At 63.1% G+C, this 21,680-nt stretch carries 16 protein-coding genes; 10 read left to right on the top strand and 6 right to left on the bottom strand.

The annotated features are described in order from the left end of the window. The first annotated feature begins 58 nt into the window (after positions 1–58). The 8 genes from AC1RRC_RS15830 (at position 59) to AC1RRC_RS15795 (ending at position 13,746) form a co-directional block, all read left to right on the top strand. Complete coding sequence (locus tag AC1RRC_RS15830; RefSeq protein WP_493056456.1) at positions 59–1,303, top strand: acetylornithine/succinyldiaminopimelate transaminase; 1,245 nt, start codon at positions 59–61, stop codon at positions 1,301–1,303. Positions 1,304–1,473: 170 nt separating this feature from the next. Continuing rightward, the gene (locus tag AC1RRC_RS15825; RefSeq protein WP_493056455.1) at positions 1,474–2,505 is read left to right on the top strand and encodes an arginine N-succinyltransferase; all 1,032 of its coding nucleotides are present in this window, start codon (positions 1,474–1,476) and stop codon (positions 2,503–2,505) included. A 31-nt stretch (positions 2,506–2,536) separates the two neighbouring features. Continuing rightward, positions 2,537–3,583 (top strand): arginine N-succinyltransferase, encoded by a 1,047-nt coding sequence (astA, locus tag AC1RRC_RS15820; RefSeq protein ID WP_493056454.1) that lies wholly within the window; start codon positions 2,537–2,539, stop codon positions 3,581–3,583. Then, the gene (astD, locus tag AC1RRC_RS15815) at positions 3,576–5,060 is read left to right on the top strand and encodes a succinylglutamate-semialdehyde dehydrogenase (protein ID WP_493056453.1); all 1,485 of its coding nucleotides are present in this window, start codon (positions 3,576–3,578) and stop codon (positions 5,058–5,060) included. Before astA ends, astD begins: the two co-directional genes overlap by 8 nt. Positions 5,061–5,077: 17 nt before the next feature. After that, positions 5,078–6,418 carry an N-succinylarginine dihydrolase gene (gene astB, locus AC1RRC_RS15810; RefSeq protein ID WP_493056452.1) on the top strand — a complete coding sequence of 447 codons (1,341 nt, stop codon included), beginning with the start codon at positions 5,078–5,080 and terminating at the stop codon, positions 6,416–6,418. A 267-nt stretch (positions 6,419–6,685) separates the two neighbouring features. Then, the gene (locus tag AC1RRC_RS15805; protein ID WP_493056451.1) at positions 6,686–11,431 is read left to right on the top strand and encodes an NAD-glutamate dehydrogenase domain-containing protein; all 4,746 of its coding nucleotides are present in this window, start codon (positions 6,686–6,688) and stop codon (positions 11,429–11,431) included. Positions 11,432–11,455: 24 nt separating this feature from the next. Next, positions 11,456–12,472, top strand: a complete 1,017-nt coding sequence (locus AC1RRC_RS15800) for a succinylglutamate desuccinylase (protein ID WP_493056518.1) — start codon at positions 11,456–11,458, stop codon at positions 12,470–12,472. 764 nt (positions 12,473–13,236) lie between these two features. Beyond that, positions 13,237–13,746: a DUF1993 domain-containing protein gene (locus AC1RRC_RS15795; RefSeq protein WP_493056450.1), complete on the top strand. Its 510-nt coding sequence runs from the start codon at positions 13,237–13,239 to the stop codon at positions 13,744–13,746. Between the two features lie 209 nt (positions 13,747–13,955). Here the strand turns inward: AC1RRC_RS15795 and AC1RRC_RS15790 are convergent, their stop codons facing one another. The 5 genes from AC1RRC_RS15790 to AC1RRC_RS15770 all read right to left on the bottom strand — a co-directional run bounded on the left by AC1RRC_RS15790 (position 13,956) and on the right by AC1RRC_RS15770 (position 17,129). Next, positions 13,956–14,201 (bottom strand): type II toxin-antitoxin system ParD family antitoxin, encoded by a 246-nt coding sequence (locus AC1RRC_RS15790; protein WP_493056449.1) that lies wholly within the window; start codon positions 14,199–14,201, stop codon positions 13,956–13,958. 55 nt (positions 14,202–14,256) lie between these two features. Continuing rightward, entirely contained in the window at positions 14,257–15,060 is an 804-nt protein-coding gene (locus AC1RRC_RS15785; RefSeq protein ID WP_493056448.1) for an FRG domain-containing protein, read from the bottom strand. 16 nt (positions 15,061–15,076) lie between these two features. Further along, complete coding sequence (locus AC1RRC_RS15780; protein WP_493056447.1) at positions 15,077–15,877, bottom strand: aspartate dehydrogenase; 801 nt, start codon at positions 15,875–15,877, stop codon at positions 15,077–15,079. Between the two features lie 9 nt (positions 15,878–15,886). Next, positions 15,887–16,708, bottom strand: coding sequence for an IclR family transcriptional regulator (locus tag AC1RRC_RS15775; RefSeq protein ID WP_493056446.1), 822 nt, complete (start codon positions 16,706–16,708; stop codon positions 15,887–15,889). Between the two features lie 151 nt (positions 16,709–16,859). Next, the gene (locus AC1RRC_RS15770) at positions 16,860–17,129 is read right to left on the bottom strand and encodes a hypothetical protein (RefSeq protein ID WP_493056445.1); all 270 of its coding nucleotides are present in this window, start codon (positions 17,127–17,129) and stop codon (positions 16,860–16,862) included. Positions 17,130–17,383: 254 nt separating this feature from the next. Between AC1RRC_RS15770 and AC1RRC_RS15765 the strand changes: the two genes are divergently transcribed. Both AC1RRC_RS15765 and AC1RRC_RS15760 read left to right on the top strand, forming a co-directional pair. Beyond that, entirely contained in the window at positions 17,384–18,880 is a 1,497-nt protein-coding gene (locus tag AC1RRC_RS15765; RefSeq protein ID WP_493056444.1) for an APC family permease, read from the top strand. Positions 18,881–19,231: 351 nt separating this feature from the next. After that, positions 19,232–21,316: a sensor domain-containing diguanylate cyclase gene (locus AC1RRC_RS15760; protein WP_493056442.1), complete on the top strand. Its 2,085-nt coding sequence runs from the start codon at positions 19,232–19,234 to the stop codon at positions 21,314–21,316. Positions 21,317–21,328: 12 nt separating this feature from the next. On the opposite strand, the gene AC1RRC_RS15755 is transcribed toward AC1RRC_RS15760, so the two are convergent. After that, a complete protein-coding gene (locus AC1RRC_RS15755; RefSeq protein ID WP_493056441.1) occupies positions 21,329–21,652 on the bottom strand; it encodes a YkgJ family cysteine cluster protein in 324 nt (107 codons plus the stop codon). Positions 21,653–21,680 lie beyond the last annotated feature (28 nt).

Below are 21,680 nucleotides of genomic sequence, written 5' to 3'. Positions count from 1 at the left end.
TAATGGGATACCACACCTCGTCGCTATGGGGACCGTATCTCTACTTTTGGGGAATGCCATGAATGCAAAGCTTGACTCTTCTGTAACCACCCGCCCTGTCACCCGGCAGACTTTTGATGATGTGATCGTCCCGACCTACGCGCCAGCCGCGATGGTGCCGGTGCGTGCTTCGGGCCTGGACCTGTGGGATCAGAACGGCAAGCATTACCTGGACTTCACGTCCGGTATCGCCGTGGCCTCGCTGGGCCACTGCAACCCGGTGCTGGTGGAAGCCCTGACCAAGCAAGCCAACACCCTGTGGCACCTGGGTAACGGCTACACCAACGAGCCGGTGCTGCGCCTGGCGCTGGCGCTGACCGAAGCCACCTTCGCCGACCGCGCTTTCTTCTGCAACTCCGGCGCGGAAGCCAACGAAGCCGCCCTGAAACTGGCGCGCAAGCACGCCCACACCAAGTTCGGCGCGCACAAGTCGCGTATCGTGTCGTGCTTCTCGTCGTTCCACGGCCGTACCCTGTTCACCGTCTCCGTCGGCGGCCAGGCCAAGTACACCGAAGGTTTCGAGCCGCTGCCGCCAGCGATCAACCACATCGAGTACAACAACATCGAAGCGGCGCGCGCCGCCATTACCGATGATGTGTGCGCGGTGATCGTCGAGCCGGTGCAAGGCGAAGGCGGCGTGGTACCGGGCAACAAGGAATTCCTGCAAGAGTTGCGCGACCTGTGCGACAAGACCGGCGCCGTGCTGATCTTCGACGAAGTGCAATGCGGCATGGGCCGTACCGGCCACCTGTTCGCCTACCAGGGCTACGGCGTGACCCCGGACGTCCTGACTTCGGCCAAGGCGCTGGGCAACGGCTACCCGATCGGCGCGATGCTGACCACCAATGAACTGGCAGCCACCCTGAACGTGGGCAGCCATGGCACCACCTACGGCGGCAACCCGCTGGCCGCGACCGTGGCGCTGGCCGTGGTCGATACCATCAACCAGCCAGCCTTCCTGGCGCGCGTTAACGAAGCCGCCGCCAAGCTGGTGGCGATGCTGAACGGTCTGTGCAAGGACTATCCGGAAATCCTGTTGTCCGTGCGCGGCGCCGGCCTGCTGCAAGGCGTGGTCGTGGCCGATGCGTGGAAAGGCAAGTCGAAAGACATCCAGAAAGCCGCTGAAGCACAGGGCCTGATGATGCTGATCGCCGGTACCGACGTGGTGCGTTTCGCGCCGGCGCTGATCGTGACCGATGCGCAGATCGATGAGGCGGGCCGCATCTTGCGCTTGGCGCTGGATGGGCTCAAGGCGGCTGCTTAAGCCGCAGGCGGAGCTTGGCGGCTTTGTAAAAGCCGCCCTACGGAGTTGACGTCCCCGATTTTTTGGCGGGGGCCGGACCATGAACCGTAGGGCGGTTTCCGCAACGCTGAAGCCGCCATGCCCGCCACTACAACCCGGCCTGTCCGTAAGATAACAACAAAGGAGTTCTCATGTATGTAGTCCGTCCGGTAGAACTTGCGGATATCGCGGCGCTGGAAAAGCTGGCTGCGGTAAGCATGCCGGGTGTTCATACCTTGCCGAAGACGCGCGAAAAAATCGTGCAAGCGGTCGAAGCCTCGATCGCGTCGTTCGGCGCCCAGGTCGATATTCCCAGCGAAGAATCGTACCTGTTCGTGCTGGAAGCACTGGCTGACCAGTCGCTGGTCGGCACCGCCACGATCCACGCCGCAGCCGGTTCCAATGGCACCTATTTCTCGTTCCGTAATGACGTCATCCAGCAAGTGTCGCGCGACCTGGGCATCAGCCACAGCATCCATGCGCTGACCCTGTGCTCGGAACTGACGTCGTATTCGCAATTGTCCAGTTTTTATGTGGACGAGCGCGTGCAAAACCGCCCGGAAGCCGCGCTGCTGTCGCGTGCCCGTCTGATGTTTGCCGCGCTGGCGCCGCAGCGTTTTTCCGACCGCTTTTTCGTGCCGCTGGCCGGGGTCACGGACGACAACGGCGGTTCTCCGTTCTGGGATGCGCTGGGCCGCAAATTCTTCCAGATGGATTTCCTCGATGCCGAAGGCACCATCGGCGGCGCCCGTAACCGCACCGCGATCGTCGAACTGATGCCGCATTACCCGGTGTACGTGCCGCTGTTGCCGGGCGAGGCGCAAGCCGTCATGGGCCAGATCCATCCATCGGGCGAACTGGCGTTCGGCCTGCTGACGTCCGAAGGTTTCGAAGCCGATGACTACATCGATATTTTCGATGGCGGCCCGATCCTGCAGGCGCACAAGCATGCGCTGCGTACGATTACCCAATCGATGCAGTGCCGCGCCGTGCTGTACCGTCCGTCGCGCGCCGGCGAGCCGGTGGTGCAATACGCGGTGGCGGCCAACGCGGGCCAGCAGTTCCGCGCCGTGATCGTGTCCGTGCCATCGATCGAAGGCGGCATCAGTATCGCGCTGCCGCAGGAAGTGCTCGATGTGCTGCAGGTCGCCGAAGGCGACGATGTGATCTGCGTCCGCATCTGAAGTAAAACCGAGAAACTGAAGAGAGACCGTTATGCTGGTAGTACGCGCCATTCAAGAGCACGACCTGGACGCCCTGTACACGATGGCGACCCAGGTGGGCTCGGGCATGACCACCCTGAAGCCCGACATGAAGATGCTGGGCGACCGTGTGGCAATCGCCTGCGCTTCATTTGCGGAAACCATCGCGCCGGAAAAGCGCGATTACATGTTCGTCATGGAAGACACGGACAGCCAGCGCATCGCGGGCGTGTGCGCGATCAAGGCTGCCGTGGGCCTGGAAGAACCGTTTTACAACTACCGCATCGGTACCCTGGTGCACTCCAGCCGTGAACTGAAAGTGTTTACGCGCATGGAAACCCTGTACCTGTCGAATGACCTGACGGGCAGCTCGGAACTGTGCTCGCTGTTCCTGGCGCCGGATTACCGCAAGGGCAACAACGGCAAGCTGCTGTCGAAATGCCGCTTCCTGTTCATCTCGCAATTCCAGCATTTGTTCACGCAAAAGATGATTGCGGAAATGCGTGGCTACCAGGATGAGAATGGCCGCTCGCCATTCTACGAAGGCCTGGGCCGCCACTTCTTCAAGATGGAATTCGATGACGTCGATGCGCTGACCGCTGTCGGCAAGAAATCGTTCATCGCCGAGCTGATGCCGCGCCAGCCCTTGTATGTCGCTTACCTGCCGCAGGAAGCGCAGGACGTGGTGGGTGCGGTGCACAAGTCCACCGCGCCGGCGCGCCGCCTGCTGGAGCAGGAAGGCATGCACTACGAAGGCTACGTCGATATCTTTGACGCGGGCCCGGTGCTGCAAGGCCGCGTCTCCGAATTGCGCGCGGTGCGCGACAGCGTGCTGGCCGTGGTCGATCCGGATACCGATATGGCGCACGCCTGCGCCCCTGAACTGGAACCGACCCTGGTGTCGAATACCGATTTGCGCGACTTCCGCATGATCCTGTCGGAAGCCGCCACCGTGAATGGGCATATCGACCTGTCCACGGAAGAACAGCAAGTGCTGCGCTGCAAACCCGGCAGCACGGTGCGTACCCTGACTCTCAACGCGAGGAAGAATAATGTCTGACGCAGTTACCACATCCCTTTCGAACTTCATTAACGGTCAATGGCAAGCGGGCCACGGCGCCGAACTGGTTACCGTCGATCCATCCAATGGCCGCCAGACCTGGTCCAGCCGTGAGGCCACCGCTGAAGATGTGGCCGCAGCCGCAAGTGCGGCGCGCGCCGCCTTCGAAGGCTGGGCATTGACGTCGCTGGAAGACCGTATCGCCATCGTGACGCGTTTCCGTGACTTGCTGAAGGAAGAAGCGGAAGAACTGGCGCGCCTGATTGCCGAGGAAGTGGGCAAGCCACTGTGGGAAGCGCGCACCGAGGTGACGACCATGGCCAACAAGGTCGATATCTCGATCCAGTCGTACAACACCCGCACCGGTGAATCGCGCAACAAGATCGCCGACGGCGACGCCGTGCTGCGCCACCGTCCGCATGGCGTGTTCGGCGTGTTCGGCCCTTATAACTTCCCTGGCCACCTGCCGAACGGCCATATCGTTCCGGCCCTGATCGCCGGTAACACCATCGTGTTCAAACCGAGCGAATACGCGCCGCGCACCGCCGTGAAAACCGTGCAGCTGTGGGAAAAAGCGGGCATTCCCGCCGGTGTCGTCAACCTGGTCAACGGCGGCCGCGATACCGGTATCGCGTTGGGCCAGAATACGGAAATCGACGGCGTCCTGTTCACTGGCAGCAGCCAGACCGGCGCCGCGCTGCACCGCCAGTTCGCGGGCCAGACCGGCAAGCTGCTGGCGCTGGAAATGGGCGGCAATAACCCGCTGGTGGTGTGGGACGTGAAAAACGTCGACGCCGCCGTCTTCATGGCGATTTCGTCGGCCTTCATTTCGGCCGGCCAGCGCTGCACCTGCGCGCGCCGCATGATCGTGCAAGAGGGCGCCGCAGGCGATGCGTTCATTGCCCGCATGATCGAGGTGGCTTCGAAACTGGTGGTGGGCCCATCCGACGCGGAACCGCAGCCCTTCATGGGCCCTGTCGTGTCGGCGGCGATCGCCAAGCGCCTGGTGCAGGCGCAGCAAGACATGGTCGCCAAGGGCGGCAAGATGCTGCTGGAAATGAAATTGCTGCAGGAAGGCACGGGCTTCGTCTCGGCCGGTATCGTCGATACCACCAGCGCGGTTGGCATCCCGGACGAGGAATGGTTTGGCCCGCTGTTGCAAGTGATCCGCGTGAAAGACTTCGACGCCGCCATCAAGGCCGCCAACAATACCGGCTACGGCCTGGCGTCCGGCCTGCTGTCGGAAGATGAAGCGCTGTGGAAGAAATACCAGGTGCTGGCCCGCGCCGGGATCGTCAACTGGAACCGTCCGACCACGGGCGCGGCGTCCAGCGCGCCATTCGGCGGCACCGGCAAGTCCGGCAACCACCGTCCAAGCGCGTATTACGCCGCCGATTACTGCGCCTACCCGGTCGCATCGATCGAAAACAGCACCCTTGAAATGCCGGCCAAACTGTCGCCAGGCATGACGTTCTAAAGCAGAGGAAAAAAACCATGCGCCCAGCACGCGAATACAACTTCGATGGCCTGGTAGGCCCGTCCCACAACTACGCCGGCCTGTCGTTCGGCAACGTCGCCTCGTTCAACAACGTCAAGAGCGCGTCGAACCCGAAACAGGCGGCCCTGCAAGGGCTGGCGAAGATGCGCGCGCTGGCGCAGCGCGGTTTTGCGCAGGCGTTGCTGCCGCCGCAAGACCGTCCGAATTTCCGTTTGCTGCGCAGCCTGGGTTTCACCGGCAGCGATGCCGACATCATCGCCAAGGCCTATAAAGAATCCCCGGTGATCCTGGCCTGCGCCTATTCAGCCTCGCCAATGTGGACCGCGAATGCCGCCACCGTCAGCCCGTCGGCCGACACCGGCGATGGCCGCGTGCACTTCACCGCGGCGAACCTGAACAACAAGCTGCACCGCGCGTTCGAACACCCGCAATCGGCGCGCGCGCTGCGCGCCATCTTCCACGACAAACGCTACTTCGCCGTGCATGACGCACTGCCAGGCACCCCGGCGTTTGGCGATGAAGGCGCCGCGAACCACACCCGTTTGTGCGCCGCGCACGGTAAGGAAGGCGTGGAATTGTTCGTGTATGGCCGCGTGGAGTTTGACGCATCGGCCCCGGCGCCAACCCGCTATCCCGCGCGCCAGACCCTGGAAGCATCGCAAGCGGTGGCCCGCCTGCATGGCCTGGTTGGCGAGCGCACCGTCTACCTCCAGCAAAACCCGGACGTGATCGACCAGGGCGTGTTCCACAACGACGTGATCGCGGTCGGTAATGGCAATGTGCTGTTCCACCATGAACAGGCATTCGCCGACGAAGCGGCCGGCCTGGCGCGCCTGAAAGCCGCGATGGAAGGCGTGGGCGCGCAACTGCAGGCGATCCGCGTGCCGACCGCCGAAGTGTCGGTGCAGGACGCGGTATCGAGCTACCTGTTCAACAGCCAGCTGCTGTCGAAAGCCGACGGCAAGATGGCGCTGGTGATCCCGCACGAATGCGAGGAAATCGGCGCGGTCGACCGCTACCTGAAAGCCATGGTGGCGTCCGGCGGCCCGGTCGATGAACTGATCCATTTCGACCTGCGCCAGTCGATGCGCAATGGCGGCGGCCCGGCGTGCCTGCGCCTGCGTGTGGCGCTGACGGATGAGGAAGCCAACGCCATGCACCAGGGCGTCGTGATGACGGAAGCCCTGTACCAGACCCTGGTGGCCTGGGTCGAGAAACATTACCGCGACCGCCTGGAGCCATCCGACCTGGCCGATCCGCAACTGGCGCTGGAAGTGCACGCCGCGCTGGAAGACTTGAGCCGGATTTTGGGATTGCCGGGCCTGTACGAGTTTTAAGATGAACCGCCGCGGACCGTAGGGCGGTTTTGCGCTAGCAACGCCGCCATGCGTTACCGCGCCGTATGCATGGCGGCTTCCGCCAAGGCGGAAACCGCCCTACGTGTGAGATGGGTTTTGGTTGCCTTAAAGCCGTTTTAGAAGCAGAATTCGACACCTAATATGGCTGCGGGGTGATCCCCCGCGCCGCACCAGCATTCACCGCCGGCCCAGCCACAAGCTAATCCGGGCCTGCAGTAATACCTACAACGTATTGGAGAAGCAACGATGACACAAATGCCACAAGATTTGCGCAAGCAGACGCTGGACCTGATCAATGCGAACAAGAGTGCCGACAGCGGCCAAGTTTCCGCACTGATCGGCGCCTGGCTCGCCGCGATCGATGAAGAAGACCTGTCCGGCGTTGCGCCCGACAGCCTGGTTCCCGTGCTGTGGGAAGGCTTCACCCAGGCAGCCAAGCGCGAAGCGGCCGGTTGCGAAGTCGCCAAATTGCGCTACGCGGATGGCCGTGGCGGCATGGCTACCGCATTGCTGATCCTGAACGATGACATGCCTTACCTGGTCGACTCCATCGTGATGGCATTGCGCAAGCAGCGTTTGACCGCCAATGGCGTGCTCAATGCCGTGTTGCCGGTGACCCGTACCGCCGATGGCGTGGCGACCAGCGTGGGCGGCGAAGGCAAGGCGGAATCGTATGTGCTGGTATTGTTGTCGGAAGACTTGCCAGGCAGCGCTCTGGGCGCGCTGGTGTCGCGCATCGAGATGGTGGCAAGCGACGCCGCTGTCGTGCGCCGCGACCTGGTGGCGATGCAAAACCTGTTCGATAAAGTAGGCGCTGAAGCGGCCGCCGCGAACGGCGACGAAGGCAAGGAAGTTGCCGCCTTCCTGGACTGGGCCAAGACCGAAGGTTTCGAACCGTTCGGCTACGCCTACTACAAAGTGATTCCAGGCGTGCGTGAACTGGAGCGCGACGTCCCATCCCGTATCGGCGTGCTGCAGGATACCGCGCATCCGGTGTATGGCACCTGCCTGGCCAATATCCCTGGCGATTTCGACACGCTGTCCAAGCGCGCGCACTCGCTGTCGATCGTCAAAGCCGACGTCGAAGGCACCCTGCACCGCGACCAGGCGCTGGACTTCATCGGCGTGCGCCACACGGATGCGCAAGGCGCGATCCTGGGCGAACATTGCTTCGTCGGCCTGTTCACCCGTGCGGCATCGATCACGCCGCTGGCGCGCATGCCATTCGCCCGCGGCCGCATTGCACAAGTGCTGCAAATCGCCGGTGTGCGCAAGGAAGGCTTCCGCGCAGAGAAATTCGTTGAAATCCTGGAATCGCTGCCGCGTCCTGAAGCCATGGAAGCGGAGCCGCAATGGCTGGCCGACGTGTGCGGCGCAGTCGTGTCGCTGTACAAGCAGCCGCGCACCAAAGTCTTCGCCCGCCGCGACGTCTACGCCCGCCACCTGAACGTGCTGGTGTATCTGCCGCGCGAACGCTACTCGGCCAGCGTGGCCCACGCACTGGCCAAGGCCCTGCAGCAAAGCTCGGGCGCGACCCACGTGTCGACGCAAACCCTGGTGGCCGATGGCCCGCTGGCCCGCGTCTACCTGATCGCGCACGCGGCCCGCTACCCGCTGGACCTGGAAAGCGATATCCAGCGTCCGCTGCTGTCGGTGCTCGATGGCTGGCACAACACGTTCTCCACGCTGTCCGACGCTGAAGCCGATGAAGGCAAGCGCTCGTCGCTGCGCAAGCTGTGCGCCACCTTGCCGGTGGATTATGTTGCCGCCACCGCGCCGGCCGTGGCGTACCACGACCTGGGCGTGCTGCTGGCGCAAGCCGAGGGTCATCGCGAAGTTTCCCATGTATCCGCTCGCGTGGAACTGGGCACCGCGGAAAGCCCTGCCACCACCATCCGCATGTATTCGGTGGAAAAAGTGCAATCGCTGTCGACCATCCTGCCGGCGCTGCACAATGCCGGCGTCGCCATCGACCGCGAACATACGTATTCGATCGCGATGGCCGATGGCAAGCGCCATTTCGTCACCAGCCTGCTGGTGGACGCCGCCAGCGCCGCCAAACTGGCGCAGCCTGGTGTGGCCGAAGTGGTGCAAGACCTGGTCACGTCGCTGTTCAACAACGAGGCTGAAGATGGCCGCCTGAATGGCCTGGTGATCGAAGGTGGCCTGTCGACCCGCCAGGTGCAGCTGGTGCGCGCGTACATGAGCTATTGGCGCCAGGCCGGCGCCCGCTTCCAGGTGCGCTATGTGGCGGAAACCCTGCGCAAGCAGCCGGCCCTGGTGAAGTCGCTGGTCGATGCGTTCGAACAGCGCTTCAACCCAGCCAACGATGAAGCCACCCGCGCCGCCGCGAAAGACAAGCTGGCGGAAATCAAGGCCGGCCTGGGCAAACTGAATCACGCCGATACCGAAGAAATCGCCGCAGCGTACGTTGACCTGATCAACGCCACCCTGCGCACCAACTACTACCAGAACGACCAGCAGGGCGACAAGATCATCTTCAAGTTCGACACCAGCAACCTGGCGCTGGTGCCGGAACCGCGTCCGTTCCGCGAAATCTACGTGTTCTCGCGCCGCTTCGAAGGCGTGCACCTGCGCGGCGGCCCGGTCGCCCGTGGCGGCTTGCGCTGGTCGGACCGCATGGAAGACTACCGCACCGAAGTGCTGGGCCTGGTGAAAGCGCAGATGGTGAAAAACGCCGTGATCGTGCCGGCCGGCGCGAAGGGCGGTTTCGTGTGCAAGATGATGCCGAAAGACGCGACCCGTGAAGTGGTGGCGGCCGAAGGCGAAGCCGTGTACCGCCTGTTCATTGCCAGCCTGCTGGAAGTGACCGACAACCGCGTGCTGGGCGATATCGTGTCGCCACAGGACACCATCTGCTACGACGGCAACGACCCGTACCTGGTGGTGGCGGCCGACAAGGGCACCGCAACCTTCTCCGACATCGCCAACAGCATCGCCGTCAAGCGCGGCTTCTGGCTGGGCGACGCGTTCGCATCGGGTGGTTCGAATGGCTATGACCACAAGAAGATGGGCATTACCGCCAAGGGCGCGTTCGAAGCCGTGAAGCGCCACTTCTACGAGATGGACCACGACATGAACACCACGCCATTCACCGTGGTGGGCGTGGGCGACATGTCGGGCGACGTGTTTGGCAACGGCGTGCTGCTGTCCAACCAGATCAAGCTGCTGGCAGCGTTCGACCATCGCCACATCTTCCTGGACCCGAATCCGGACACCGCCGTGTCGTTCGCTGAACGCCAGCGCATGTTCGCGCTGCCACGCTCGTCGTGGGAAGACTACAACAAGGATCTGATCTCGCAAGGTGGCGGTGTATTCCCGCGCAATGCGCGTTCGATCGAACTGTCGCCGGAAATCCGCGCCGCGCTCGATATCGAAGAAACCGCGCTGACGCCGGAAGAACTGATGCACCGCATCCTGCTGGCGCCGGTGGACTTGTTCTACAACGGCGGTATCGGTACCTACATCAAGGCATCGAGCGAAACCCACGCCCAGGTGAAAGACCGCGCCAACGACAATATCCGTGTCAGCGGCAATGAACTGCGCTGCAAGGTGGTGTCCGAAGGTGGCAACCTGGGCGCGACCCAGGCTGGCCGTATCGAATTCGCCCTGGCCGGCGGCCGCATCTTCACCGATGCGATCGACAACTCGGCCGGTGTGGATTGCTCCGACCACGAAGTGAACTGCAAGATGTGGCTGGACGTGGAAATGAACGCCGGCCAGCTGTCGGAAACCGACCGTAACCTGCTGTTGAACGACATGACCATGGAAGTGGAACGCCTGGTCTTGCGCGACAACACCCAGCAAACCCGTTTGCTGGTGCGCGAACAGCAGGCGCAGTTTGATGCCGCCGTGCAGGATGGCTACGCCGCGCTGATCGCCAGCCTGGAAGAAGAGGGCGCGCTGTCGCGCGAACTGGAACAGTTGCCTTCCGTGGCGGAACTGGCGCGCCGCAAGGCCGATGGCCGTGGCCTGACCACGCCGGAACTGGCGGTGGTGATCGCCAACGTGAAGAACCGCTACAAGCGCCTGTTGCTGGCCTTGCCGCTGACCGATGAAAGCTGGGCGGAATCCGTGTTGCGTCCCTACTTCCCGGCGCAACTGGTGGCCACCCGCAAACCGCTGGCGCACCCGCTGTCGAACGCGATCCTGTCGACCATGCTGGCCAACGAAGTAGTGAACCGCTGCGGCCCGCTGATGCTGCGTGAACTGGCTGCCGAACATAACGTCGATGAAACCGACGTGATCCTGGCGTGGGCGCAGGCATGGACTGCGCTGAACCTGGCGCCGGTGTTCGATACGCTGGATGCGGACGCGCTGAACGTGCCGCGCGCCGTGGCAACCAAGGTTGATGCCCGCACCCGCGCCATGCTGCGCGCCGTGATGCAAGGCGTGCTGTCGGTGCCAAGCGACCAGCTGCGTCATGCCAACAACCCGGGCGCCGGCCTGGCCGAACTGACCCGTTTGTTCGCCGATCCGGCCATGCTGCAATCGATGACGGCCAAAGTGGAGTCGGATGCCGACGCCGCCGCGCCAGGCCTGCGCGCGCAATTCGTGCAATCGTGGAAAGCCGTCGATGCGATCGAAGGCGTGGCGGCATTCGTGTTCGCCGCGCTGTCGGTGAAACGTCCGCAAGGCATGGATTTGCCAGCCTTCCTGCAAGTGGGCATGGCCCTGCGCAGCCAGGCCGGCATCGATACCTTGGAACGCGGCCTGAAACTGCCGGCGCACACCCGCTCGCAAGAGCAGCTGCGCAGCTATGCACAGCAAGCGCTGCGCCGTACCCAGCAGCGCCTGTTGACGCAAGTGCTGAGCCGCGCGACCAACGGCCACGATGCCGGCGAGGCGGTGGAACTGGTGACCAACACGCTGGGCTTGTCGGGCTACGCGCAATCGACCGATCTGGAACAGGCGATGCTGGATGTGTGGGCGCTGTCTGAAGCGGTGAACGGCATTCCTATGGCGGCGTAAAGTATGACGGCAGTACAGCAAGATATGCAGCAACCGCAACGACTGCCGGAAGGCCTGGACGCTCAGTTACCTGAGTGCGTCCGGGCCTTCGCGACCGCCGACTTCAACGCGGTCGCGCAGCGTTTTTCCCATGCCGGGTTCGATGTGTCGCAGCCCGCCGATGGCGTGCTGACGATCCACAGCGATTCCGGCCACCAGCGCCCCGCGGTGCTGGTGTCGGTGGGCGTGCATGGCGATGAAACCGGCCCGATTGAAATCCTGGCTTACCTGCTGGACGCGCTGTCGCGCGAACCGCAGGCGCTGAAAGTGGATTTGATGCTTTGCGTCGGCAATATCGGCGCGATCCGTGCCGGCAAGCGCTTCATCGATGCGGACTTGAACCGCATGTTCCGCACCGAGCGCGGTACCCTGGCCGGTACGGCGGAAGCGGCGCGGGCCGATGAAATGATCGCGGTGACGGATGATTTCTTCGTCAACGCCGGTCCGCAGCGCTGGCACCTGGATTTGCACACGGCGATCCGCCCGTCGCACTATCCGGCGTTTGCCATCGTGCCGGAACTGATCGAGGATAAAGCCCGCACCCGGCTGATTTCCTGGCTGGGGAAGGCCGGTGTGGGCGCCGTCATCATGAATCCGAAGTCGGTGGGTACCTACAGCTATTACTCGGCGGAGCACCACGGCGCGGCCGGCACCACGGTGGAACTGGGCCGCATCGGCACCTTGGGCCAGAACAACCTGGAACAGTTTGACGATGCGTCGCGGGCGCTCGATGCGCTGTTGCGCGGCAAGGCGGCGCAGGGCGATGCACGTCAGCCGAATGTGTACAACACGGCGCGCCAGGTCATCAAATTGAGCGATGCGTTCACGATGGCCTTCGGCCGCGAGACGTGGAACTTCACGCCGCTGAAACAGGGCGACGAAATCGCCCGCGATGGCGATACGGTGTACCGGGTTGAACATCCGGAAGAACTGGTGGTGTTCCCGAATCCGGATGTGCGGATCGGGTTGCGGGCGGCGCTGATGGTGGTGCGGGTGTCGTAACAAGTCCCGCGCGCAGGCCCCTATTGCCTGCGCGGTGCTGGCGGGGCCGGTACAGCGGGGCTCCGCCGTTTTCGCAGATGCCTGGCTGTCTGCGGTCTTTCTGGCAGCAGCCAATGGCACGCCATTAAGCTTGTTGTTTGCTGCTTCTGCCAGTAATTGTTTGCGCAGACGGCTGGCAATTTGCCAGTTTTTATCTTCCGGCCGTTTAATGTATAAGTCGCGCCATGCATTGCGTTCAGTGCGGGCCAGTGAGCGTGCGAACTGGTTGGGCGTGACGGAGCGTCCATCACAGATGATTTCATCGCCGACCACGCGAGCATAATTGTGTTCGCCATAGCTCCACGGGCGCAGGCAGGTGCCTTCGGGCAGGAACAGCATTTTCCACTGGTAGCCGCGAACGCCGGGTTCTACTGGTGCCTTGCCGGTCTGCGCCAGCAGCCAGCACCGCAGCGCGTCCACCGTGGCCCGATCAACATTGCACTGGTCACGACGGGTTTTCAAATGCTCCAGTAATTCGAGGAGCAGGGTGTGGGGTATCTCCACGGTCAGTCTGGTAAACATTCTGGCCTCCTGTCTTTTTCTGTCTGATCCAGCTCCTTTTGACCTGTGTTTTTGAAAAAGGTTCAATAGGGGGAGGAATCAGACAAAAAAAGACAAGGTTTGCAGACAGTTAGCCAGACAGGATGTGGGAGGGGACTGCCCAGTGCTTCACTCTCAGCTGAGCGGTGTAAGATAAGGACACGCCAACCTCTGGAGTTCCCATCATGTCCCTGACCATGTTCCAGGTTTCCGTTCCCGCCTTCCTGCGCGCACTGAATGTGCTGTCCGCAGTGCTGGCCAAAGGCGAGGAACACGCTGCGGCCCACGGCATCGTGCCGGACGTTTTACTGGGCGCCCGTCTGGCCGAAGACATGATGCCCCTGACCGCGCAAATCCAGCGCGTCAGCGACACCGCTAAATTCTGCGTCGCCCGCCTGTGCGGCATTGACGCCCCCAAATTCGACGATGACGAAGCTTCGTTCCAGCAGTTGCAGGAACGGATCGCCAACACGGTGGCCTTCCTCAAGAGCGTCAACGACAAGCAGTTTGCGGGCAGCGAGGAGCGTGAAATCACGCTGACGTTTGGACCGTTCAGCCAGACGTTTACCGGGCAGGATTATCTGTTGACGTTTGTGCTGCCGAACTTTTACTTCCACGTGACCACGGCGTACGACATTTTGCGGGCGCAGGGTGTCAAGATCGGGAAGCTTGATTACCTCGGCAAGTACGCCTGATCCAGGGAACATCGCCCCCCACCTGCGCGCTTCATTAATCATGGGGATGGCGGCATTGTTTATCGGTTTCAATACGCTTCGAGCAACCATTGAACCTAATGAATTTCAAATTGTTGAGCTAACGGCTTGCCTGTTGCTCGTCCCATTGTTTGAGCGTGTATTCCCAGATCGTCTCCAGATCAAATTCTGCAGCCGGGGAGAGCCGATATTCAGCCACGCGCTGCTCGCATGCGCTGCTTGAACGCGTTCACATCGAAGGGCTGTGGCTCCCCGCTGGCTTCTCCTTCTATTAGTGCGGCGCGGATCGCTTCGATCTCCGCGCCGCGCTCCTGCTCACGGCGGATAAGATCACGGATGTACTCGCTGTCGTTGGTGTAGTGGCCAGCGTCAATCTGGGCTTTGATCCAGTTGTCTTGCTGATCAGTCAATGTGATGGTCTTGCGCACGGTTCCCATGGCAGATCTCCGGTGTGGATCGAAATTCATACTATTGGTGCATTTTAGCGTACCACTAAACTGCATGCGGTGGGCGACTGGTATCCCCTTCCCCCGCCGGCCACGTCATCTCCAGCTCCAACCCAATCGACCGCGCCAACCCATCCAGATCGGGAAACAAGGTCGCCATCGTGATATTCATCCGGTACAGCGCCCGCATGGCTTCCGAGCGCATCGCCAGCGGCAACACAATTTTCTTCAGTAGCACGCCGCTGTCGCCATAAAAACCCAGGATTTCATCGAGCGGCTTGTCCAGCATGCCCGGCACCACCAGCGTACCGGCTTGCGCCACCAGCCGCCGGTCCATTTCCTCCGGCTCGCCGGTCCAGATAATCGCGTTGGCATTGGACAGATACAGTTGTTCAAAGTTGCCCGGCACGCGCGGGTCGATCTGGTCGCGGCCCATGCCGGGCGGACCGTCCGGTGACGCCACCCACAGCTTCGGAGTATTGAGCGCATAGACGGCCGCATCGCAGGTGGCCGATTGCAGCGCAAAGAACGCCGCCACATAAGGTGACTTGGTGAAGTCCAGCAGCCGGGTCGGGGCGCCATGGTGTTGCATCAGTGCGAGACAGCGCAGGATGTTGTCGAGTCCCGGCATGTCGCCGAGGTAGTTGTGCGCCTTGCGCCGGAAAATGCGGATGGCACGCTCTTCGCGGGCGCGCCACAGGGCTTGATTGGGAATGTACGCTTGCAGGTAGCGCGACAGGGAGGTCAGCAGCGGCCAGCGCGCATCCTGCTGGCCACGGAAGGCCCAGGCATCGAGCGTGTCCGTCAGCGCCATGAATTCCGACCATGTGGCGATGCGTATTTCTTCCATCCTTGCCCTCCGCCGCTTAGATTGATAGCGCGTGCGCGCGGTTGTTCAGGGCGCGCACCACGCTGTACACGGTCAGCGCCGAGGTTTTCGGGTTGGCCGGCAGCGGCTTGCCGCGCATCGTCAATTCAAAGTCGCCGAATGCGCCGGCCGCCGCCACGTGGTGCACGTTTTCCGTCACGGCGGGATCGGCCAGCAAGCGCACTTGCGTGCGGTCCAGGCCCAGGCCCGCCAGCGACAGGGTGGCCGCCACATTGGCGTTCTTTGGATACAGGCGCGCCGCTTCGCGCGCCGTGCCTTCAAAGATCACGGCCGCCTGTTCCAGCTGGTCCAGGTCCACCTGCTGTTCCGCAGGCGTGCCTTTCCAGGCGGCGGGCGGTTTGCTGCCCGTGTAGGCGACGGAGTCGAGGCCGCCGATGCGGGCGGCCGCCAGCGCATCGATGGCGCCGATCGCGCCGGACAGCAATTGCACCTGCGTCTTGCCGCGCCGCGCGGCCAGCTCCAGCTTGTCCGCCAGGCCGGGCTCGGACAGCGCGCCGACCGACACCACCATGCATGGAATACCGGATGCCAGTGCGGGAATAATGTGTTCTTCAATTGCCCGGTGGCCCGCGCACTCGATCAGCAAGTCCGGACGCGATCCATTCAGACCCACGCCGACCCTGGCGTGCGGCGCCAACTGGCGCACGGTGGCGCCGGCCGTTTCCAGTGCGGCCTTCGGCACGATCACGAGGTCGAACACGACTTCCGGATCGCTTTTCAGCAGCGCCATCACGCCGGCGCCGATGGCGCCGCAACCGATCATCGATACATGCAGCATGGTGGCTCCTTACGCGGTGACGGCGGGTTGAGGGGGCGGCGCATGGTCCAGCAGGCGGGACAGTTCGGCGGCCGACATGCACACCTGCGCCACCATGTAATCGAGCTCGTTGGCGGCAATGCGCGGTGCGGGAATCGTGATGCCCAGCGCGGCGACGATGTGGCCACTGTGGTCGCGCACCGGCGCGGCCACGGTGCAGATCCCCCGTTCCAGGAAGCCTTCCTCCTGCACATAGCCGCGCTCGCGGTCGGCCTGCAGCAGAGCGAACAAGTCCCGCACCGTCTTCGGCGTGCTGTCCGAATACACTTTCAGTTGCTCTTCCGGATAGAGTTCGCGCAACTGCGGCAAGCTCATGTCTTGCAGCAGGACACGGCCCAGTACCGTGGCGTGTGCCGGCAGGCGGGTGCCGACATTGACCGCGCTGACGAAGGGCTCCGGCATGGTGGCCTTGGCCACGTACACGATGGAGCGGTGGTCTCGCACCACCAGGCAGGTGGAATACTGGATCTCTTCGCGCAGGCGTTCCAGCAAGGGGCGGCCGATTTCCGTCAACTCCAGCGACGCCAGGTATTCAAAGCCGAGCCGCAGCACCGCCATGCCCAGCTTGTAGTCACGGCCACCTTCGTTGCGCTCGACAAAGCCCATGCGTTCCAAGGTCGCCAGCAGGCGGAATACCGTGGAACGGGGCACGTCTAGGCGCCTGGCCAGTTCCGGCGCGGACAGGCTGCGTTCATGGCGGCTGAATTCGCACAGCAGGCGCAAGCCGCGTTCCAGGCCAGGCACCGTGTATTTATCGGCGCCGTTATCGTCTTGTTCAGGCGTGTTGTTCATGGCTATGAAATATAGTTGAGAATCTGTTTCAGCCCAACTTCTGTTTCAAATAAAAATCACCGTCTCATAGGTAAAACAAATTGATAAATGGCGGACAAAAAAACGCCCCGTGGCGTGAACCACGGGGCGTCGGGGAAAGGGGCGGGTGGGGTTACGTCGCGGACGCTGTCTGCAGTGTGCGCGGCGCGTGCTGCTTGGCGGCCGGTGCGGCCGGCAGCGACACTTTGCGCAGCGCGCTGTCGACGGCTTCCGGCGCCGACGACACCGGCGGCAGCGCGTTGGCGCGCTGCTGGTGCGCAGGCATCCAGCCCAGGATGGCTGCGGTCGCGGCCACACACAGAATAATCACGGAACCTGTTGCCATGGCGGCCATGGCAGGCACACGGTTGCTGACGGTTGGGATTTTCTTGATGATGGCCATCCTGGGCTCCTTGTTTTCCTTGGTTTTGTACGAGCCTCAAGATTATCGTTTTGCAATAACGCAAAGCTAGCCCGTGAGCTGTATCAAAAGTAAGTATGTGTAACTGCCACAGTCCGCAACACAGTTGCCTTCTTGTACAAATAATGCTCGTGGGGGCAACCGGTGTAGCCCTATAATCGCTAGTTTTCTGAGAATCGCAGCAGGACGCGGCGGCACAACCGGCGCGGCAGCTCTACCTATACAAGGAATCGCCTGTGAATCAAACCCTGGTCCAGAAATTGACCCGTACCAAGCCGCCCGCAGCCGACCACGGCGATGCGCACGCTTCGACCGGCCTGGCACGCTCGATCGGCCTGTTCCCGCTGACCATGATCGGCGTGGGCGCCACGATCGGCACCGGTATCTTCTTTACGATGGTTGAAGCAGTTCCCAAGGCCGGCCCGGCCGTGATCCTGTCGTTCCTGATGGCCGCGATTACCGCCGGCTTGACCGCGCTGTGCTATGCCGAACTGGCGTTCCGCATTCCCGCTTCCGGTTCGTCGTATTCGTTTGCTTACGCCACCGTCGGCGAATTCCTGGCCTTTATCATGGCGGCCTGCCTGCTGCTGGAATACGGACTGGCGGCCAGCGCCACGGCCATTGGCTGGTCCGATTACCTGAACAATTTCCTGACCAATGCCTTCGGCTGGCAGATACCGGCGGCGCTGCACAAGCCCATGATCGTGTCCGGCCCGAACGGGGTGGAATGGCATGCGGGCCATTTCAACTTGCCGCCGATGATCCTGGTGGCGCTGTGCTGCTTCCTGCTGGCGCGCGGCGCCAAGGAATCGGCCACCACCAATGCCTTGATGGTGCTGGTCAAGCTGGCGATCCTGATTTTCTTCGTGGCGGTCGCCTTCACGGGGTTCGACATCAATAACTTCCACCCGTTCTTCACGGAAGTCAGCGCCAAGAGCGTGGGCGGCATGGCTGGTGTGACGGCGGCCGCCGGCACCGTGTTCTTCTCGTTCATCGGCCTTGACACGGTGGCCACCGCGGGTGAGGAAGTCAAAGACCCGAAACGCAATGTGCCGATCGGGATCCTGGCCGCGCTGGGCATCGTGACGGTGTTTTATTTGCTGGTGGCCGTGGCCGCGCTGGGCGCGCAGCCTGCCGCCAAGTTCGCGGGTCAGGAAGCCGGGCTGGCCGTGATCCTGTCGAATGTGACCGGTAAAACGTGGCCGGCGCTGGTGCTGTCGGCGGGCGCAGTGATTTCCGTGTTCAGCGTGACCCTGGTGACGATTTACGGCCAGACCCGCATCCTGTACGCGATTGCCAAGGATGGCCTGATCCCGAAAGCGTTCAAGCGCGTCAATCCGCGCACGGCCGCGCCGGTGGCCAACACGGTGATCGTCAGCGTGGTGGTGGGGCTGGTGGCGGGCCTGGTCGATGCGACCTTCCTGTGGGACATGGTCAGCATGGGTACGCTGACCGCGTTCATGGTGGTGTCGATGGCGGTGCCGGTGCTGCGCCGCAAAGACCGGCTGACGGGGGATACCAGCGGCCGCCTGGGCTTCCGCGTCCCGTTCGGTCCTTACCTGATTCCGTGCCTGTCGATCTTCGCCTGCCTGTACATCATGCGCGACCTGTCGGCCACCACCTTCCGCATCTTCGCGATCTGGATGGTGGCCGCCGTGGCCATGTACTTCCTGTATGGCATGCGCAATTCCAACATGAACCGCAATGGCGGGGCGGCGCCACAAGGCGTCTAAGCCTGGTACGTCCCCATGAAACCCGGCCGCGCGCCGGGTTTTTTATTTGCGGGACAGCGCTTCGAATTCTTCCAGCGAGCAATCCAGTACCGGCAGCAGGCACAGGCGGGCAGCGACGGCGGCGGCGCCGATAACGGTGGTGATGATGGCGAACAGTTCCATGATGTGCATCCTTTCAATGAGTTGCTGCGTTGAAGTATATGGACTGGCGAGAAATAATTGAACTTTTCATTTGTGATGCAGGCGATTTGAAATGTGAATATCTTGTTGTGAGATTCGGCCCCCTGTGATTAACAAACCGGCACTCAGGTATCATTGATACTTATAAGCAAGTAAATCAGGGGAGCTGCAATGTCTTTGCGCATCAAGCTGATGCTGGCGCTGTTTGTTACCGGACTGGCGGCCGTCGCCATGGTGGGCGGCCTGACTTCATACAGCGTGCATTCCAAGTTCGATAGCATCCGCAATCACCAGGCGGCGGACCATTTCCACCACTACATGACGGCTTACCTCACCGAATACGGTGACTGGGAAACCGCCATCTCGACCGAATCGTTCGACCGGTTTGTGCAGCGCAAGGAAACGGCCGAGGCGCCACCACAGGGCGAACGCGCCAGTGACATGCTGGAACGCATGCCGCCGGGTATCGACCAGAAGTCACACCGGGGTGGCCCCGGCGAAGATGGCCGGCCCGGTCCTGACGAACGCCGTCCGCCAGAGCGGCGGCTCGGACAGGATGGCCGGCCTGAACAGCCGGGGCCGGAACGGGGCCCGGATGGACGCCTCCGTCCGGAACAGCCAGGCGATGCACGCCAGCCAGCGCAGGATGGTGCCCGGCCGCCAGCGTATGGTGCGCCACGCCAGGGTGGTGTCCAGCCACATGGTGCTCAACCGGACGGGCAACCTGAGCGCCAGCGCCCACCGGCCTATGGCGCACCGCGACAGCCTGACGGCCAGTCGGGCCAGCCTCGTGCCGGCGGCGCCGACGAGGGGCGCGCACCGCGCGATGGCATGCGCCCGCCGCCACCGGACGGTCAGCCATGGCCTCCACACGACGGCATGCGTTCACCGCCACGGGATGGCATGCGGCCGCCCGCCGACGGTTCGCGCCCGCCGCCGCGCGACGGCATGCGTCCCCGCCCCGGTGACGGGCCGCCGGAAGGCCGTCCACGCGACGGCGAGCGCCCGCCGCAGGTCCAGGGTGCGCTGCCGCCAGCGCAGGTGTACCGCGCCGGATACGGCCCAGCCGCATCCGCCGCCGCAACCAGCACACCAGCATCGGCCAGTGACGGCCACAACGACGACAGTGGTACCGATGAGCGCCACGCCGATGACCGCCGCCCTGGCGGCAGCCGCGACGACCTGCGCCGTGCGCTGGATGGTTCTCCTTTCCCGCCGCGCGCGGAAGGCGACGGCGAGCGTGGCCCCCGTCCGCGCGACCGCGATGGTCGTCCCGGCGGCCCGCCGCCATTCCGCTTCGTGCTGGCCGACAAGCATTACACGGTGCTGCTGGGCGCCGGACTATATGGCCCCGGCTCCGTGCTGGCCGACGAGGCGCGCGCCAAGGCGCGCCCGATTGTCGTCAAAGGCGAAACCGTCGCCTACGTCTCGACCGAGGGCGTCATCACCCCCAGCAAGCAGGAACAGGAATTCCTCGACGCGATGCAGTCATCGCTGCTGGCCGGCGCCGGTGCGGCGGCCGCGCTGGCGCTGGGCCTGGGCTTGCTGCTGGCCGGTGGCCTCAGCAGCCGCCTGAGCAAACTGACGGGCGCGGTGCGCGCCATGCAGGGCGGCGCGCTGCGCCAGCAAGTGCCGGTGGACGGCAAGGATGAAGTGGCGGCGCTGGCCGGCGCCTTCAATGAAATGAGTGAACAGCTGGCGCGCAGCCATGAAGAATTAAAAGCGTCGCACCAGACCATCCTGGAACAGGCCGAACAGCTGAAAGAGCTGAGCATCCGCGATGCGCTGACCAGCCTGTACAACCGCCGCCACTTCGATGAACAGGCCAATACCTTGTACCACCAGGCCGTGCGCCACAAGCGTCCGATCAGCCTGGTCATTGGCGATATCGATTTCTTCAAGAAGATCAACGATAACTTCTCGCATGCGACGGGCGACGTGGTGTTGCGCCACGTCGGCGCGATCCTGCGCCAGCACGTGCGCCTGTCCGACCTGGTGGCGCGTTATGGCGGTGAAGAATTCGTGCTGGCGCTGCCGGACACCGACGCCGGCCAGGCAGCCGTGCTGTGTGACAAGTTGCGCGCCATGATTGAAGCGCACCCGTGGCACGAAGTGCATCCAAACCTGAAGGTCACGATGAGCATGGGCGTGTATGCCGATTACGCGGCGGGCACGGCGGAAGCCATGCTGCAAAAGGCCGATGAGTTGCTGTACAAGGCCAAGGAAACGGGGCGTAACCGCGTGTGTCACGCGTGAGGTGAAAGCGGTTCACCCTTCTTCGACGGCGGCCAGCGCGGGCAATCCGTGCGCCGCACGCGCCTTGTCGCATTCCGGCGTGCCTTCCGTGAATTCGCGGCAGGTCGAGGAGCGCTGCAGGTAAATCGAACATCCCACCGACGTCCCGACTTCCCCCTGCAGCGCAATGCAGCGCACCGGCTTGCGCTCGGTGCCGCGCATCGCCACGTGGTGCGGCGTAACGGGAATCACCAGGCGGGCCGGCACCGAGCCGCCCGGATGGTCGTCGGACTCGGCCCAGTAAAACGAAACACGGAAATTGGCGCAGCAGGCGCCGCAGCTTTGGCAAGATGACATCGGATGACAGCGAAACAAAGACCGGCTG

This window comes from Pseudoduganella sp. GW821-FHT12E03, from assembly GCF_058807115.1.
This window is presented reverse-complemented; position numbering and strand designations above follow the sequence as displayed.